The 15,411-nt window shown below is 74.6% G+C and carries 18 protein-coding genes; 7 read left to right on the top strand and 11 right to left on the bottom strand.

Features of this window, described 5'->3' with window-relative positions; translation table 11 throughout:
* The first annotated feature begins 18 nt into the window (after positions 1 to 18).
* Entirely contained in the window at positions 19 to 336 is a 318-nt protein-coding gene (locus IPL61_29315) for a hypothetical protein (protein ID MBK9035307.1), read from the top strand.
* Between the two features lie 34 nt (positions 337 to 370).
* On the opposite strand, the gene IPL61_29310 is transcribed toward IPL61_29315, so the two are convergent.
* The 5 genes from IPL61_29310 to hisD all read right to left on the bottom strand — a co-directional run bounded on the left by IPL61_29310 (position 371) and on the right by hisD (position 6,075).
* Positions 371 to 829: a hypothetical protein gene (locus IPL61_29310; GenBank protein MBK9035306.1), complete on the bottom strand. Its 459-nt coding sequence runs from the start codon at positions 827 to 829 to the stop codon at positions 371 to 373.
* Between the two features lie 4 nt (positions 830 to 833).
* The gene (locus tag IPL61_29305; protein ID MBK9035305.1) at positions 834 to 1,427 is read right to left on the bottom strand and encodes a Uma2 family endonuclease; all 594 of its coding nucleotides are present in this window, start codon (positions 1,425 to 1,427) and stop codon (positions 834 to 836) included.
* A gap of 329 nt (positions 1,428 to 1,756) precedes the next feature.
* Positions 1,757 to 3,619: an FHIPEP family type III secretion protein gene (locus tag IPL61_29300; GenBank protein ID MBK9035304.1), complete on the bottom strand. Its 1,863-nt coding sequence runs from the start codon at positions 3,617 to 3,619 to the stop codon at positions 1,757 to 1,759.
* Between the two features lie 66 nt (positions 3,620 to 3,685).
* Positions 3,686 to 4,786 (bottom strand): histidinol-phosphate transaminase, encoded by a 1,101-nt coding sequence (gene hisC / locus IPL61_29295; protein MBK9035303.1) that lies wholly within the window; start codon positions 4,784 to 4,786, stop codon positions 3,686 to 3,688.
* A complete protein-coding gene (gene hisD / locus IPL61_29290; GenBank protein ID MBK9035302.1) occupies positions 4,783 to 6,075 on the bottom strand; it encodes a histidinol dehydrogenase in 1,293 nt (430 codons plus the stop codon). The genes hisC and hisD overlap by 4 nt, the downstream gene beginning before the upstream one ends.
* 223 nt (positions 6,076 to 6,298) lie before the next feature.
* On the opposite strand from hisD, the gene IPL61_29285 reads away from it, so the two are divergent.
* Together IPL61_29285 and IPL61_29280 are read left to right on the top strand one after the other, a co-directional pair.
* Positions 6,299 to 6,778 (top strand): hypothetical protein, encoded by a 480-nt coding sequence (locus tag IPL61_29285; GenBank protein ID MBK9035301.1) that lies wholly within the window; start codon positions 6,299 to 6,301, stop codon positions 6,776 to 6,778.
* Positions 6,779 to 6,797: 19 nt separating this feature from the next.
* Positions 6,798 to 7,253: a hypothetical protein gene (locus IPL61_29280; GenBank protein MBK9035300.1), complete on the top strand. Its 456-nt coding sequence runs from the start codon at positions 6,798 to 6,800 to the stop codon at positions 7,251 to 7,253.
* Positions 7,254 to 7,697: 444 nt separating this feature from the next.
* Here IPL61_29280 and IPL61_29275 read toward each other — a convergent pair whose 3' ends face one another.
* The 5 genes from IPL61_29275 to IPL61_29255 all read right to left on the bottom strand — a co-directional run bounded on the left by IPL61_29275 (position 7,698) and on the right by IPL61_29255 (position 10,429).
* On the bottom strand, positions 7,698 to 7,976 hold the full coding sequence (locus tag IPL61_29275; GenBank protein ID MBK9035299.1) for a DUF2277 domain-containing protein: 279 nt from the start codon (positions 7,974 to 7,976) through the stop codon (positions 7,698 to 7,700).
* A gap of 8 nt (positions 7,977 to 7,984) precedes the next feature.
* The gene (locus IPL61_29270; protein ID MBK9035298.1) at positions 7,985 to 8,383 is read right to left on the bottom strand and encodes a DUF4345 family protein; all 399 of its coding nucleotides are present in this window, start codon (positions 8,381 to 8,383) and stop codon (positions 7,985 to 7,987) included.
* 7 nt (positions 8,384 to 8,390) lie between these two features.
* Positions 8,391 to 9,131: a hypothetical protein gene (locus IPL61_29265; protein MBK9035297.1), complete on the bottom strand. Its 741-nt coding sequence runs from the start codon at positions 9,129 to 9,131 to the stop codon at positions 8,391 to 8,393.
* Positions 9,132 to 9,188: 57 nt separating this feature from the next.
* Positions 9,189 to 9,458 (bottom strand): hypothetical protein, encoded by a 270-nt coding sequence (locus IPL61_29260; GenBank protein ID MBK9035296.1) that lies wholly within the window; start codon positions 9,456 to 9,458, stop codon positions 9,189 to 9,191.
* A gap of 80 nt (positions 9,459 to 9,538) precedes the next feature.
* Positions 9,539 to 10,429, bottom strand: a complete 891-nt coding sequence (locus IPL61_29255) for a hypothetical protein (GenBank protein ID MBK9035295.1) — start codon at positions 10,427 to 10,429, stop codon at positions 9,539 to 9,541.
* A gap of 255 nt (positions 10,430 to 10,684) precedes the next feature.
* On the opposite strand from IPL61_29255, the gene IPL61_29250 reads away from it, so the two are divergent.
* From IPL61_29250 to IPL61_29240, 3 genes are all read left to right on the top strand, one after another.
* Positions 10,685 to 11,386, top strand: a complete 702-nt coding sequence (locus tag IPL61_29250; GenBank protein MBK9035294.1) for a hypothetical protein — start codon at positions 10,685 to 10,687, stop codon at positions 11,384 to 11,386.
* 332 nt (positions 11,387 to 11,718) lie between these two features.
* Entirely contained in the window at positions 11,719 to 12,075 is a 357-nt protein-coding gene (locus IPL61_29245) for a YciI family protein (GenBank protein MBK9035293.1), read from the top strand.
* Between the two features lie 236 nt (positions 12,076 to 12,311).
* Positions 12,312 to 13,559: a sigma-70 family RNA polymerase sigma factor gene (locus tag IPL61_29240; protein ID MBK9035292.1), complete on the top strand. Its 1,248-nt coding sequence runs from the start codon at positions 12,312 to 12,314 to the stop codon at positions 13,557 to 13,559.
* A 649-nt stretch (positions 13,560 to 14,208) separates the two neighbouring features.
* Here IPL61_29240 and IPL61_29235 read toward each other — a convergent pair.
* Complete coding sequence (locus IPL61_29235) at positions 14,209 to 14,658, bottom strand: hypothetical protein (GenBank protein MBK9035291.1); 450 nt, start codon at positions 14,656 to 14,658, stop codon at positions 14,209 to 14,211.
* 119 nt (positions 14,659 to 14,777) lie between these two features.
* Between IPL61_29235 and IPL61_29230 the strand changes: the two genes are divergently transcribed.
* The gene (locus IPL61_29230) at positions 14,778 to 15,236 is read left to right on the top strand and encodes a hypothetical protein (GenBank protein MBK9035290.1); all 459 of its coding nucleotides are present in this window, start codon (positions 14,778 to 14,780) and stop codon (positions 15,234 to 15,236) included.
* Positions 15,237 to 15,411: the final 175 nt, after the last annotated feature.

Genomic DNA, 15,411 nt, shown 5'->3' with positions numbered 1-15,411 from the left:
ATCTGCGACGCTCGCCCCATGGCACCGATCCCGCCCGTCGGCCGGGCCCGCGCCCTCGCCGCCGTCCGCGCCGGCGACCTGCCGCTGTGGCTGGGCTCCCCACACCCGTTCGTGGCGATCGTCGAGCAGGACGGCGTGATCCGGATCCGCGCGCTGGTCGTCGATCCGGCCGAGGCCGAGGCCGCCCGCACCGCGTCGCTCGCGGCCCACGGCCACTGGCTGCCCGAGCAGCACTACGAGCTCGGGCGCCCGACCGGGCCGATCCATCTCGAGGCCGCGACCCGGGCCGAGCTGGCGGCGGCGATCGAGGCGATGCCCTGGCCCGAGCGCTGGTAGCGCCGGGTGTCACGGCGCCGCGGTGACTCGAGATCTAGCGGGCCAGCGCCAGGCCGAGCTCGAGCGACAGCGCCAGCGGCGCCGGCGCGACGTCGTCGATGAAGGCGTAGACGCGGACGCCGGTCGTGACAGCGATCGGGAAGCGCGTCGGCCACAGGAACGCGGTGACGCCGGCGGCGGCGACCGGCGCGGTCGGCCAGGCGACGCCGGCGCCGACGTGGACCACCAGCTCGAGGCGCGGGCGCGCGGCGTTGGCGCGGTACGCGAACCCGGCGGTGACCGCGCCGCTGGCGCCGTCGAGCGCGAGCCGCGACACGCTGACGTGGCCGCCGGCGCGCCGGGTCAGGTAGGCGATCGCCGTGGCGTTGACGCGCTGGCGCGGGCCGCCGCCGAACGCGACCTCGCTGCCGCCGATCAGCGCGCCGATCGGCTCGGCCGTCGCGGGCGCAGCGGCGCCGACCAGCACCGCGATCGCGACGAGCCCGCGGGTCACGCGATCAGCCCTGATCGTCGGGATCATCGCCCAGCAGGACCGCGACCTGGAGCTCGATGGCGTCGAACGGCTCGGCCCGCACCCGCTCGCCGGCCTCGGCCGACACCACGATGAGATAGCCGTCGGCGGTGTGGCGGTGGACCGTGAGCGTGCGCGCCAGGTGGTCGAGCAGCCAGTAGTGCGGCACGCCGGCCTGGTGGTAGCGCCGCAGCTTGGTGACCGTGTCGATGGTGCGGTTGGACTCGCTCACGATCTCGCACAGCCAGTCGGGGCGCGCGGTGATCGGCCGCGTCGAAGGGGGCGCCGGCAGGTGTTCGCGGCGCCAGCCGGCGATGTCGGGGCGGTAGCCGCGGCCGTCCAGCACGATGTCGACCTCGGTCGCCAGCCACCAGCCGCCCGGTCCACCAGGACCACCCACCCGTCGGTCGAACGGCCCGCCGAGCGCTCCGACGGTGTGGCCTTGCGCCCGCCCGTGCTCGAACGTCGGCGCCGCCTTCTCGACGAACTCGCCGTCGATCAGCTCGACCCGCGCGTCGCTCGGCAGGGCCAGCCATTCCTCGAGGGTGTGGCTCGGGCGGGGAGCGCCGGGCGTCGCCATGGCTCAGGTTACCACGCGCCCGCCGACCCACACGCCAGGTCGATGCGCCCGCGCGACGCCCGCCGACGCTCACGCCAGGTCGATGCGCCCGCGCGACGCCCGCCGACGCTCACGCCAGGTCGATGCGCCCGCGCGACGCCCGCCGACGCTCACGCCAGGTCGATGCGCCCGCGCGACGCCCGCCGACGCTCACGCCAGGTCGGTGCGCCCGCGCGACGCCCGCCGACGCTCACGCCAGGTCGATGCGGCCGCCCGGCGTGACCACGCTCCCGCCGACGGTCACGCCAGGTCGATGCGCCCGCGCGGCGGGAGCACGACGCCGCGGACGCTCACGCCAGGTCGATGCGCCCGCGCGGCGTGACCACGACGCCGGCGACCAGCTCGTGCGGCGCGACCACGGCGACGCCGGGCAGCTCGGGCTCGAGCACGGTGCGCAGGTGCCGGCGGACGTCGCCGGCGACCAGGATGACGCCACGCTCGCCGACGACGCGGCGGACCGCGCCGACGATGTCGCGGCCGAGGTCGGGCTCGAGCGCGACGATCGCGCCGCCGTCGCGCGGCAGGATCGCGCTGCGCACGACGTCCTCGATCATCGGGTCGAGGGTCCAGGCCTCGAGCTTGTTGCGCGGCGCGACGCCGGCGGTGACCGCGCGGCCGGTGCGCCCGCGGACCTGCTCGGTCAGGCTGGCGGCGTCCTTGGCGCCGCCGGTCGGGACCTGGGCCAGCGCCTCGAGGATCGCGCCGAGATCGTGGATGGCCACGCCCTCGCGCACCAGCCGCCGCAGCACGTCGGTGACCACCGCCAGGGACGCCACCCGCGGCACGACGTCGCGCACGAGCGGCGCCTGGCCCGGGCCCAGCTCGTCGAGCATCGCCTGCACGCCGCCGGCGCGGATCAGCTCGTCGGCGCAGCCGGCCAGCGCGGCCGTCAGCGGCGCGACCAGGTCGGCCGCGGTCCGCGGCGCCGGCAGCCAGTCGACGGTCGTGCCCCACAACCGCAGCTCGGCGTCGGCGGACGCCACCGCCGCGTCGCCGATCACCGCCAGCCCCGGCACGCGCACGCCCAGCCGCGCGATCAACCCGGCCCGCACGTCCGACAGCACGGTCGCCAGCGCGGCGCGATCGAGCGCGGCCGCCACCCGCGGCGCCACCGCGATCACGACGCCGTCGGGCCGGCCGCGGTCGTCGGTCGTCGCCGCCACCGCGATCGTCGCGCTCGGCGCGACCCGCCCCGCCGCCGCCCGCGCCAGCAGCGCCAGCCCGCCGGCCACCGCCGCCAGCACCAGGAACGGCACGTGGGGCAGGCCCGGCACCAGGCCCAGCGCCGCCAGCAGCACCGCGGTGGTCGCGAGCGCCCGCGGCTGCGCGCCGAGCTGCGCGACGATGTCGTCGCCGACCGCGCGCTCGCCGTCCGCCGACGCCAGGCGCGTCACCGCCAGCGCCGCCGCCAGCGCCACCAGCAGCGCCGGCAGCTGCACGACCAGGCCGTCGCCGACCGACTGCACCGCGTAGATGCGCGCGGCCTCGGCCAGCGACAGGCCGCGCTCGCCGACGCCGATCACCAGCCCGCCGATCAGGTTGATCGCGACGATCAGGATCGCGGCGATCGCGTCGCCCTTGACGAACTTCATCGCGCCGTCGAGCGCGCCGTAGAGCTGCGACTGCTGCTCGAGCGCGCGCCGGCGACGCCCGGCCTCGGCGGCGTCGATCGCCCCGGCCTTGAGATCGGCGTCGATCGCCAGCTGCTTGCCGGGCAGCCCGTCGAGCGCGAACCGCGCCGCGACCTCGGCCACGCGCTCAGCGCCGCGCGCGATCACCAGGTACTGCACGATCGTGATCACCGCGAACACCACCAGCCCGACCACCAGGTCGCCCTGGGCGACGAAGTTGCCGAACGCCTTGACCACCTGGCCGCCGTCGGCCTCGGCCAGGATCCGCCGGGTCGTCGACACGTTCACGCCCAGGCGGAACAACGTCGCGACCAGCAGGATCGTCGGCAGCGTGGTCAGCCGCGCCGGCGCGGTCGCGTAGACCGAGGTCAAGAGGATCACCACCGCCGACGTGAAGCTCAGCGCCAGCAGCAGATCGATCGCCAGCGCCGGCAGCGGCACGACCATCATCGCGACCACCGCGACCACGATCACGGCGAGCGCGATGTCCCCCCAGCCCCGACGGAAGCTCGAACCGGCCATGGCGCGGTTATCGGCGGTCCCTGTGACAGTCCGCGGCGCCGTCCGCGCCGTCCGTGCGGCGGCGGATCACGCGGTCAGGACCGCGCGCAGCTCGGTCAGGAACAGGTCGTTCTCCTCGGGCGTGCCCGGCGTGACCCGTAGGCACCCGGCCAGCGGCCCGGGACGGTCGAGGTTGCGGACCAGCACGCCGCGCTCGGCCAGGGCCTGCCACGCCGCCTTGGCCCGGCCGTCGCCGACCCGGCCGATCCGGAACAGCAGCAGGTTGGCCTCGCTCGGGAACACCCGCACGTCGGGCACCGTCGCCAGCGCCGCGGCCAGGCGCGCGCGCTCGGCCACCACGTCGGCGGCCCGGGCCCGCAGCCACGCGCCCTGGGTGCGCAGCATCCACAGCGCCGCGCGCTGGTTGAGCGCGCCCAGGTTGTACGGCGGCCGGACCTTCTCGACCTCGCGCACGATCGCCTGGTCGGCCACCAGGAACCCGATCCGCAGCCCGGCCAGGCCGACCTTCGACAGCGTGCGCATGACCACCAGGTTCGGCAGGTCGGCGAGGCGCGGCAGGAGCGTGCGCCCGCCGTAGTCGATGTAGGCCTCGTCGGCGACGACGATCGTGCCCGGGTGGGCCGCCGCCAGGTCGGCGACGCGCTCGGGCGTCCACAGCGTGCCGGTCGGGTTGTTGGGCAGCGCGAAGAACGCCAGGTTGGGCGCCGCGCCGGTCATCGCGTCGTCGACCAGCTCGAAGTCGAGCTGCATGTCGTCGTCGAGCGGCACCTCGATCGGGTCGAGGCCGTGGCCGAGCGCGGCGATCCGGTAGACGACGAACGACGGATCCGGATACAGCACCGTCGCGCGGGTCTTGCCCGGCCGCGGCTCGCCGAACGCCGCGCACAGGAGCGCGAGCAGCTCGTCGGAGCCGTTGCCGAACGACAGCGCCGCCGGCGCGACGCCTAGCTCGGCCGCCAGGTGCGCGCGCAGCTCGACCGGATCGGCCTCGGGATACCGGTGGAGCGCGACCGTCGCCAGCTCGCGGCCCAGGGCCTCGGCCACCTCGGGCGGCAGCGCGTGCGGCGACTCGTTGGCGTCGAGCTTGGCGCGGATGCCCGCGGGCCGCGGCACGTGGTAGGCGGTCATCGCGCGCAGGCCCCGGGTCACCAGCCCCGCGATCGTCACGAGCCACCTCCGCCGCCGTGGCCGCCGAGCCGGATCAAGGCCGAGCGCCCGTGGGCGTCGAGGCCCTCGACCGTCGCCAGCGTCGCGATGATCTCGGCGTCGGCCCGGGCCGCGGCCTCGTCGTACTCGACGATCGAGGTGCGCCGGACGAAGTCGTAGACGCCCAGCGGGCTGGCGTAGCGCGCGGCGCCGCCGGTCGGCAGCACGTGGTTGGCGCCGGCCACGTAGTCGCCCGCGGCCTCGGCCGCCCACTTGCCGACGAAGATCGCGCCGGCGGTGTGCAGCCGCGGCACCAGCGCCCGCGGATCTTCGACGTCGAGCTCGAGGTGCTCGGGCGCGTAGCGGTTGGCCACGGCCACCGCCTGATCGAGATCGTCGACGAGGATCGCCGCGCCCCAGCGCTCGAGCGCCGCGCGCGCGATCGCCGCCCGCGGCAAGGTCTCGAGCTGCGCCGCCAGCGCCCCCTCGACCGCGGCCGGCAGGTCGCGCGCCGTCGTCACCAGGATCGCGCGGGCCTCGACGTCGTGCTCGGCCTGGGCCAGCAGGTCGGCGGCGACCCAGGCCGGGTCAGCGCTGGCGTCGGCGATGATCAGCACCTCCGACGGGCCGGCGACCGAGTCGATGTCGACCTGGCCGAAGACGATCCGCTTGGCGGCGGCGACCCACTGGTTGCCGGGGCCGACGATCTTGTCGACCCGCGGCACCGTCTCGGTGCCGTACGCCAGCGCCGCGACCGCCTGGGCCCCGCCGATCTCGAACACCCGGTCGACGCCGGCGATCTCGGCGGCGGCCAGGGTCTCGGCCGACGCGCCCGGCGTCACCATGATCACCTCGGCCACGCCCGCGACCTTGGCCGGGATCGCGGTCATCAGCACCGACGACGGATAGCGCGCGGTGCCGCCGGGCACGTACAGCCCGACCCGGGCCAGCGGCGCGACCCGCAGGCCCAGCCGGATCCCGTCGCGCGTGACGTCGACGTCGACCTCGCGCTGACGCTCGTGGAACCAGCGGACGCGCTCGGCGGCGTGCTCGAGCGCGGCCCGCACCGCCGGCGCGATCTGCGCGCGGCGGGTCCACTCGGCGCGCGTCACCTCGTAGCTGCCGTCGGGGCCGGGGCTGCGGTGATCGAACCGCTCGGTCGCGGCCTGGACCGCGGCGTCGCCGCGCGCGCGCACGTCGTCGATGATCGCGTGGACCGCGTCCTCGACCTCGCGCGGAAACGTCGTCGATCGATCGAACCGCGGCGCCAGGGCCGGGTCGTCATGCTCGAACACGGGCAAGAGCGACATCGGGCGCAGGATGGCCCGCCCGCCGCCGCGCGCCAAGGCCCGACTACCGCAAGCGCGCCGGCGCCGGCGCGCTGGGCACGAAGGCGCTTCGGCGCGCCGACGACACGCCCACCCACCTTCGGTTGCAGGCGAGATCGCAGTACATTTCCGTCGTCGCCGGCTGTCACGATCGCCCGCGGGCCTCGTTATGGCGTGCGAACCCCGAACGAAAGGCCCCGCCCCGATGCGCACGCTCCTGCTCCTGTCCACGCTGCTCGCCCCGCTCGCCCTCGCCGCCTGCGGCGGCGCCGACGCCGCACCGGCCCCGCGCACCGGCGCCACGCCTGCGGCCAGCGCGCCCGTCGACGCGGCGGCCCTGGCCCAGTGCGAGGCCTTCTTCGCCCGCGCCCGCACCTGCACCGACGACTACATCCCGGCCCTGGTCGACGTGCGCATCGAGCTCGACAAGCCCGCCGGCATCGCCGCCGAGGCCCAGCAGCCGGGTGGCCGCGACGGCATCGTCGCGCAGGCCAAGACCGAGTGGGCTGACGACTCCCAGCCGGCCGCGGTGACCGCGATGTGCACGCAGGTCCTCGGCTCGATGCCGACCACGCAGTACGACGCGATGCGCGCCCAGGCCGAGGCGTGCATGGCCGCCAGCGACTGCGCCGCGTTCTCGACCTGCTCGATGGACATGCACCGCGGGATGATCGGCGGCCACTGACCGTGGCACGCTGGCGGGCGTGCCGGCCGATCCGCTGACGCTGCGCCTGCCGCCGTGGCTGGTCGATCGCTTCGAGCTGCCGCGCGTGATCGCCGAGTCGGGCGACTGCACCCGCAGCGCGGCGTTCCGGCTGCTCGAGCGGTTCGCGATGAGCGGCCCCGAGCAGGCGTTCGTGCAGACGGTGCTCGCCCGCCGCACCAACCTGTGGCTCTACCGCTGCAACCAGCGCGCGGCCTGCGGCGACTTCATCGTGGTCGACGTGTCATCGCCGACGCCGGCCGATCGCGTCGCCGTGGCGATCGAGCTCAAGGCCGGCGCGCCGCTCGCGCTGGGCGGCGCCCGGGTGCAGCTCGCCAACGTCGACGCCGCGGTCGCCGAGCTGGTCGTCGCGGGCGTGGTCGGTGGCGGCGCGGTCACGCACGCCTACGGCGACGAGGCCGTGGTGCTGACCTACCTGCGGGCTGCGCCGCCATAGCGACGTGCCCGAATCCCGGGCGCGGCGCGCGCTTCTCCCAGCGCGCACGGGCCTTCGCCAGCTCGCCGTCGCGCGCTTCAACGACCTCCGCCGTCAGCCCGGCCGCGGGCGCGCGCGCTTCAGCGACCGCCGCGGTCACCCCCGGGCCCGCCGTCGCGCGCTTCAGCGACGTGTGCCGTCAGCCCGGCCGCGGGGTCGCGCGCTTCAGCGACCGCCGCTGTCACCCCCGGGCCCGCCGTCGCGCGCTTCAGCGACCTGCGCCGGCAGCCCGGCCGCGGGCGCGCGCTTCAGCGACCGCCGCTGTCACCCCCGGGCCCGCCGTCGCGCGCTTCAGCGACGTGCGCCGTCAGCCCGGCCGCGCCGTCGCGCGCGGCCGCGACGCACGCCCTCAGCCTGGCCGCGCCGTCGCGCGCTTCGCCCAGCGCATGCCCTCGGCCTGCGCCGTCAGCCCGGCCGCGGGGTCGCGCGCTTCTCCCAGCGCGCGCGGGCCTTCGCCAGCTCGCCGTCGCGCGTGCGCGGCTCGCCGCGGGCCTCGAGGTTGTCGAGCAACGCCGTCGTGATCGCGGCGATCGACGTGACCGCCGCCGCGAACGCCGCCTGGTTGGCCTGCGACGGCTTGGTCGCCCCGCTCACCTTGCGCACGTACTGCAGCGCGGCGGCGTGGATCTCCTCAGGCGTCGTGGGCGGTGCGAAGTTGTGCAGGACCCGGATGTTGCGGCACACGCTCGAGGTTAGCGCGCCGGGCCGGCCGCGCGGCGCGCGAAGGTGCGCAGCGCCAGGGCCCCGCCGATCACCAGCGCGACCTCGGCCGTGATCCACACCCACTGGCGCTGGTCGGGCGCGCCGTCGAGCGCGAACCCCAGCAGCCGCGCCGCCCCGATCCCGGCCATCGACCACATCGTCAGGCCCGCCAGCGTCCGCCGCCACGGCCCCAGCCCCGGCAGCCACGCCACGAACGCGCCCAGCCCCGCGAGCGTGCCGCCCCAGCTCGCGCGCAGGTTGATCAGCTGGCCGGGCGTCGTCGCCGGGCGGTCGAGCGCCCGCGCGACCGTCAGCGGCGCCAGCGCCAGGTACGCGCCCAGCGCCACCAGCGCCAGCCCGACGACCACCCGCGCCCGGCGCCCGGTCATCGCCGGCTCAGCGCTCGCACGGACGGTCGATCACCGCGACGTCGGTGGCCCCGCCGCTGTCGCCCTCGATGCCCCAGCTCACCGACGCGGTCAGCACCAGCTGCTGGGCCGGGGTCACGATCGCCGCGATCGCCGCGGGCTCGATCGTGTTGGCGAACGACTCCTCGGACAGGTCGAGCGCGGTCCACTGCTCGCCACACCGGACCTCGATCCGGTCGGTCGACACCGGCCACGCGCCGGTCACGCCGTCGCCGTCGGTGCCGACCTCGGCGCGGGTGCGGCGCAGGGTCCAGGCGCCCAGCTCGATCTGCCCGCCGGGCTCGAGCGCGACGCCGCGGAAGCCGAACGGCTGGTAGCCGCCGGCGGTCAGCGCGGCCCTGGCCGCGGCCAGCGCGTCGTGATCGATCCGCGCGAGGTCGTAGTCGAAGAACTGCTGGTCGTCCGGGTGCCGGTAGTAGACGTGCTCGCCGGGCTGTGCGCCGACGAAGCGCACCGCCGCGGTGGCGCCGCCCTGGATGCTGGAAGCGTCGACCGCGCAGGCCGCGGTCCGGGCGCTGTCCGACCACGCGAAGCACGTGACCTGGAGCGCGTCGCCCTTGGCCAGCACCGCGAAGGCCTCGTCGAGCGAGGCCACCGCGAGGTCCGGATCGCTGGTGCGGTCGAGCGGCGGTGATGACGACGACGCCCCCACGACCGTGGGCTTGGGCGATCCGCCGCAGGCGGCCACCAGGACGATCGCTCCAGCCATGCGCGTGATCATGGGTCGATCATGCGAGCCCGCGCGCGCCGACACAAGCGCCCCGGGTTACGGCTGGGGCACCACCCAGCGCAGCGGCCCGCGCGGGATGCCGCGGCCCTCGGCGTCGCCGACGAGCGCCCGCCCGGCCGCGTCGACCGCGCACCGTGCCCGCGATCGATCCCAGGCGAGCACGGGCGGCGAGGTCGAACACCTCGCCGCCGCCCACGACCACCGGCCCGGCGGCCTCGAGCTGCCGTGGCCGCCGAGCTCGCCCCGGCTACCGGCGGCGACGTCGACCACCACCGCGGTGTCGCAGTCAGGGTCGCGTCGCGTCACGGCGCGACGCATCGCCTCGAGGAAGCACGCCCGCGGCGCCGGTCGCACGCGGGGCGCGCGTCCGGGCGGTCAACGGCGCATCACGGGATGATCGGCGCCTCGGTCGTGACGCCGGCGCCGAACCAACGGATCGTGCTCGCCTCGATCAGCGTCCCGACCCCGGTCTGGCGATCGATCCGGATGAACGATCCGCCGAGGCCGAAGCCGTTGTCGACGAAGCCGTAGAGCGTGCCGCCCCAGAACGCGACGCCGAAGATCTTGTCGAAGCCGGTGGAGGTGGCGCTGACGGTCGCGGCCCAGTTGTTGGTCGGATCGAGCGTCGCCAGGTAGTCCATGCCCGTCGCGGCGCCGATGTCGACCGTCGCGACCGTGCCGAAGCCCTTCACGTAGACGATGTCGCCGCTCGAGATGATGTCCATGCCGCCGAGCTGGCCGTAGTCGCCGATCACCGTCGCGGTCGCGGCGGTGCCGACGACGTCGATCCGGATGACCGCGCCGGTGTCGGTGGCGGCGACCAACATCTCGGCCCCGTCGGGGTTAGCCGGGTCGGCCGGCACGAACGACAGGCTGGTCAGCGCCGAGCCCGTGAAGTCGGCCAGGAACGTGCACGCGGCCGTGGCCGGATCGATCTCGAAGATCTTGTCGCGGGTCACGCCGATCATCCGCTCGTTGCGATCGACGGCGATGTCGAGCATGCCCTGCATCGCCAGGTTGGTGAACATCCCGACCACGTTGGCCACGTTGGTGGTGGTGTCGATGCGGTAGAGCGTGTCGCCGGAGTGGGCGTAGACCCGGCTGGGCGGGGTCTCGTCGGCGTCGATGCCGCCGGGGCCGTCGATCGGCACCGCGCCGTCGGTCGCGGCGTCGATGGGCACGTCGTCGTCGTCGCCGCTGACCTTGGGGCCGCAGGCGATGAGCGAGCCGCCGATGACGGCGGCGAGGACGACCAGGCGCGGGCGAGGGAGGTACATCGTTGTCGGCTCCAGGCGAGGGACGCGGACCTTACGCGATCCAGCGCGACAATACCGCGAGGAATCGGTGACACCTTGCCGCGATCGCCCGGCTACCCGGTCCGAACCCCGGGGCTGTGGCCCGGCGCACGCGACGATCCGGGCCGGGGCCGGGCGAAGATCCGTCGGGGCGGTGCCCGGGGCTGTGGCCGGGCGCACGCGACGATCCGCCGCCACCCCCGTCCCCGCGTCCCCGTGCGACAGTGCGGTCGAGCCATGAAGTCCGCCTGCGCGCTCGCCGTCCTGCTCGCCGTCGCCGCCTGCGCCGACGACGCCGCCACACCGATCGACGCCGCCGTCGACGCCATCGACGCCGTCGACGGCCCCGACATCGACGCCGGCCCGTGCGGCGCCGACTTCTTCCTGACCGGCGCGTACGAGGACTGGGACTCGACCACGGCCACGTTCGACGGCATCGAGTTCGCCACCTGGACCGTGCGGGGCGAGCCGGCGCGCACCTTCACGACCAACCCCAACGGGCGGGTCGAGCTGTGCATCGGCGCCGGCCGCGAGAGCGTCATCGACGCGACCCAGGGCGAGTACGTCCCGTCGATCTACGTGGCGCGGCCCGAGGTGTTCGGATCGCCGGGGCTGTTCTTCTTCCAGATCAAGGGCATCAAGACCGTCCGGATCGATCCGTTCCTGCAGGACCTCGGCATCACCGCCGACCCCACCCGCGGCCACGTGTTGATCCAGCAGCAGGGCACCGCCCGGGCGTTGGCGCTCACCGGCGGCGGCAGCCCGTTCGCGGTCGCCTCGAGCGACGACACCGCCTGGACCGCTGGCTCGACCGGCGGCCTGGTGCTGTTCACCAACGTCGCCGTCGGCACCGCCACGCTCAGCACCTCCGGCGCGATCGTGGGCGCGACCGCGCTCCCGGTCGAGGCCGGCACGCTGACGATCACGACGATCCGCTGACCGCGCAGGTCGAGGTCCGGGACCTGACCAGCGGGCGCGGGCTGGTGAACACGCGCCGTGACCACGTCGGCCGCCGCCTGCGCCGACGCGCCGCCAGCACGCCGCGTCGAGCCGATCGGGATCGGCCAGGATCGTCCACGGCGCGCGCACCGGTGCCGCCCGGGCTCCGCGCGGCGCTCGGTCCGACGGACCGCCTGATCTGCGGGAGGTTCTTCGCTATCCTCCAAGATCTCACGACGTTGGGCCGGCCCGGATCTTGTGCGGGGCGCTGTCGATCCACGACCCCGCCGTTCGACCCATGGGTGTACGCACCAACGACAGGAGCCCTCCCGATGCAATACCTCTGCTTGATCTACGACAACGAGAAGCTGATGGACGACATGCCCCCGGCCGCCAAGGGCACGTTCTTCGGCGAGTACGGCCAGTTCACCTCCGACATCAAGGCGTCTGGCCACTTCCTCGGCGGCGACGCGCTGCAGCCGGTGGCGACCGCCACGACCGTGCGCGTGCGCGACGGCAAGGTCACGACCACCGACGGCCCGTTCGCCGAGACCCGCGAGCAGCTCGGCGGCTACTACCTGATCGAGGCCAAGGACCTCGACGAGGCGATCAAGGTCGCGGCCCGGATCCCGAGCGCCCGCTACGGATCGATCGAGGTGCGACCGATCATGGTCTTGACCGCGATGTGACGTCGACCCGGCGTACAATGCGCCGGTGACCGCCCCGATCGACGCCGTGTTCCGCGCCGAGCTGCGCCCGTGATCGAGGCCGTGTTCCGGATCGAGCGGCGCCCGTGACCGCCTCGATCGAGGCCGTGTTCCGGATCGAGCGGCGCCCGTGACCGCCTCGATCGAGGCCGTGTTCCGGATCGAGCGGCGCCCGTGACCGCCTCGATCGAGGCCGTGTTCCGGATCGAGCGGCGCCCGTGACCGCCTCGATCGAGGCCGTGTTCCGCGCGGAGCGCGCGCGGGTGCTGGCGTCGACGATCCGCGTCACCAACGGCGACTTCGATCTCGCCGAGGAGATGGTGCAGGAGGCGTTCGCCGCGGCGACCGAGGCCTGGGCCGCCGGGGTCCCCGACGAGCCGCGCGGCTGGCTGGTGCAGGTGGCGCGCAACAAGGCCATCGACACGATCCGCCGCCGGGTCCGCCTGCGCGCGATCGTCGCCAGCGAGCTACGCGACGACGAGCCGACCGCGACCGTCGACACCGCCGCGGTCACCGACGATCGCCTGCGGCTGATCTTCACGTGCTGTCACCCGGCGCTCGCGCCCGAGGCCCAGGTGGCGCTGACCCTGCGCACGCTCGGCGGGCTCACCACCGACGAGATCGCCCGGGCGTTCCTGACCTCGCCGGCGACGATGGCCCAGCGCCTGGTGCGGGCCAAGACCAAGATCCGCGAGGCCCGCATCCCGTACGAGGTGCCCGAGGCCAGCGAGCTCGGCGCGCGCGCCGAGGCGGTGATGGCGGTGGTGTACCTGGTGTTCAACGAGGGCTACGCCGCCACCGCCGGCGACGATCTGGTGCGGCGCGACCTGTGCCACGAGGCGATCCGGCAGGCCCGCCTGGTGGTCGAGCTGACCGCCAGCGACCGGCCCGAGCTGGCCGCGGCCAACGCCGAGGCCGCGGGGCTGCTGGCGCTGATGCTGTGCCACGACGCGCGCCGCGCCACGCGCACCGACGCCGCCGGCGACCTGGTGCTGCTCGAGGACCAAGATCGCGCGCGCTGGGATCGGGCGCAGATCGACGAGGCCCTGGCGCTGGTGCCGCGCGGGCTGCGCCGCCGCGGCGGCCCCGGTCCGTACGCGCTCCAGGCCGCGATCGCCGCGCTGCACGCGTCGGCGCCGACCTCGAGCGCGACCGACTGGCCGCAGATCGCCGCGCTGTTCGGCGAACTCGAGCGCCGCTATCCGTCGGCGATCGTCGCGCTCAACCGCGCCGTCGCCATCGCAATGGTCGACGGCCCCGCCGCCGGCCTCGCGCACCTCGAGCCGCTCGCCGACGAGCTCGGGGACTACCACCTCTGGCACGCCGCCCGCGCCGATCTCCTCCGCCGCCTCGACCGCGCCGCCGACGCCGCCGACGCCTACCGCGCCGCCCTCGCCCGCGTCGGCAGCGCCCCCGAGCGCCGCTTCCTGACCCGCCGCCTCGCGACCGTCACCGCCGACGACTGACCGGCCCCGTTCCCGGCGGACTAGAAATCGGAATTAATTCAACAATATAGGGCCACCCCGAGAAAGGACCTGCGCCCTCGTGACGGGTGTCCGCCCGCGTGACGGGTGTCCCCGCGTGACGGGTGTCCCCGCGTGACGGGTGTCAGCCGATCGGACGCTCGGCGCCCCGCGTGACGGGTGTGCCCCGCGTGACGGGTGTCAGCCGATCGGACGCTCGGCGCCCCGCGTGACGGGTGTGCCCCGCGTGACGGGTGTCCAGCGTTGCCGGGTGTCAGCCAGCGTGCCGGGTGTCAGCCGATCGGACGCTCGGCGCGTGACGGGTGTCAGCCGATCGGGTGCTCGCAGACTCGAAAGAATAGTTAATTCAACTACATAATGTCGTCCCCGAGAAGGACATGAGCATTGAATCATCTGCTTCAAGCAGTTGCTTGACATCGATGGGCGTCGCGCACGTGTCAACTACGGCCAGCGTGCCGGGTGTCAGCCGATCGGACGCTCGGCGCGTGACGGGTGTCAGCCGATCGGGTGCTCGGAAGACTCGAAAGAATAGTTAATTCAACTACATAATGTTGTCCCGAGAAGGACATGAGCATTGAATCATTTGCTTCAAGCAGTTGCTTGACATCGATGGGCGTCGCGCACGTGTCAACTACGGCACCGGCGGGCAGTCGCCCTCGCACGACTCCTGGCAGCGCGCCAGCCGCACCGGCTTGGTCGAGCGCGGCAGCGGCACCACCACGGCGTTGTCGATGCACGCGCCGCTGACCCGCTGGTAGATCCCGACCACGATCTCGCCCGCGGACTCGGCGGTGAAGCGGTGATCGATCGGCGCGCAGCGCACGTCGACCACCGCCGCGCGCTGCACGTCGAGGTCGAGGCCGGGCGGCACCGGCGTCGCGCACGCGAACAGCCCGTCCCATTGCGCGACCGAGTCGACGACGACCAGGTCGCCCGCCACGTCTGACAGGCAGTCGACCTGCGGCAGCACGATCGCCGTGGTCGCGACGGCCGTCGCCCCCGTCGGCGGCGCGCACTCGCCGACCTCGACCGTCCGCGAGCCGTCGGTCCCGCCGACACAGCCGATGGCGACGAGGGACACGGACAGCAACGCGCGCTTCATTAGCCCTCGTCGAAGCAAGGGCCATGCCCCACGCGAATCCAGCGGCTTGACCTCCCGCGATCACAGGAATCTGAGGCGCCGACGGGTACGCTCACCAGATGTACCGCGTCGCGTGGGTCGGCATGTTCGTGCTCGCGGGCGCGTGTTCGTCGTCAGCGCCACCGCCCGCCGCGGCGCCGGCGTCCGAGCCTGTGCTCGGGTGCGCGGCGATGGGCCAGGGCGCGCTGTACGCGTTCAAGGCGAGCTCGCCTGCGCTCGACGACGCCCAGCGCGAGTACGACGTCGCCGCCGAGGACACCGATCCGGCCAGCGCGGCGCAACACTACCTCGCCTGCGCGCGCGCCTACCGCGCGGTGCCCGACGACTTCGCCGAGCTCGACCACGTGATCGCGAACACCCGGATCTGCTACCAGGCCGCGATCGTCGAGTACTACAACGGCCAGCTCCTCGAGCGCCTCGGGCGCGCGGCGGTGACCGCGGCCCTGGCCGACGAGCCCCGGGTCAAGGCCGCGGTCGAGGCCGAGCTGGCCAGCACCAAGGAGTGCACCGCCGAGTAGCGCGGTGCCGCGCACCATGCACGTGGGACCCTCGTCGGCGAAGCGCCCCTGCTTGAACGACTGGATCAGCTCGACGGTCGACGCGCAACGCCCGCCGGCTAGCTGGCGAGGTCGAGGCGGATGACGGCGGGGCCGCGGCCGGTGGGGTTGGGGACGCGCTGGATGATGAGTTGTT

It is taken from the genome of Myxococcales bacterium, assembly GCA_016717005.1.
GTDB lineage: Bacteria > Myxococcota_A > Polyangia > Haliangiales > Haliangiaceae > UBA2376.
The sequence above is the reverse complement of the archived record's forward strand: the minus strand, read 5'-3'. Positions and strand labels throughout refer to the sequence as shown.

Coding starts and splice junctions, on each gene's coding strand:
- IPL61_29315 (MBK9035307.1), top strand. CDS start 19: ATGGCACCGATCCCGCCCGTCGGCCGGGCCCGCGCCCTCGCCGCCGTC.
- IPL61_29305 (MBK9035305.1), bottom strand. CDS start 1,427: ATGGCGACGCCCGGCGCTCCCCGCCCGAGCCACACCCTCGAGGAATGG.
- IPL61_29300 (MBK9035304.1), bottom strand. CDS start 3,619: ATGGCCGGTTCGAGCTTCCGTCGGGGCTGGGGGGACATCGCGCTCGCC.
- hisD (MBK9035302.1), bottom strand. CDS start 6,075: ATGTCGCTCTTGCCCGTGTTCGAGCATGACGACCCGGCCCTGGCGCCG.
- IPL61_29285 (MBK9035301.1), top strand. CDS start 6,299: ATGCGCACGCTCCTGCTCCTGTCCACGCTGCTCGCCCCGCTCGCCCTC.
- IPL61_29270 (MBK9035298.1), bottom strand. CDS start 8,383: ATGACCGGGCGCCGGGCGCGGGTGGTCGTCGGGCTGGCGCTGGTGGCG.
- IPL61_29265 (MBK9035297.1), bottom strand. CDS start 9,131: ATGGCTGGAGCGATCGTCCTGGTGGCCGCCTGCGGCGGATCGCCCAAG.
- IPL61_29255 (MBK9035295.1), bottom strand. CDS start 10,429: ATGTACCTCCCTCGCCCGCGCCTGGTCGTCCTCGCCGCCGTCATCGGC.
- IPL61_29250 (MBK9035294.1), top strand. CDS start 10,685: ATGAAGTCCGCCTGCGCGCTCGCCGTCCTGCTCGCCGTCGCCGCCTGC.
- IPL61_29245 (MBK9035293.1), top strand. CDS start 11,719: ATGCAATACCTCTGCTTGATCTACGACAACGAGAAGCTGATGGACGAC.
- IPL61_29230 (MBK9035290.1), top strand. CDS start 14,778: ATGTACCGCGTCGCGTGGGTCGGCATGTTCGTGCTCGCGGGCGCGTGT.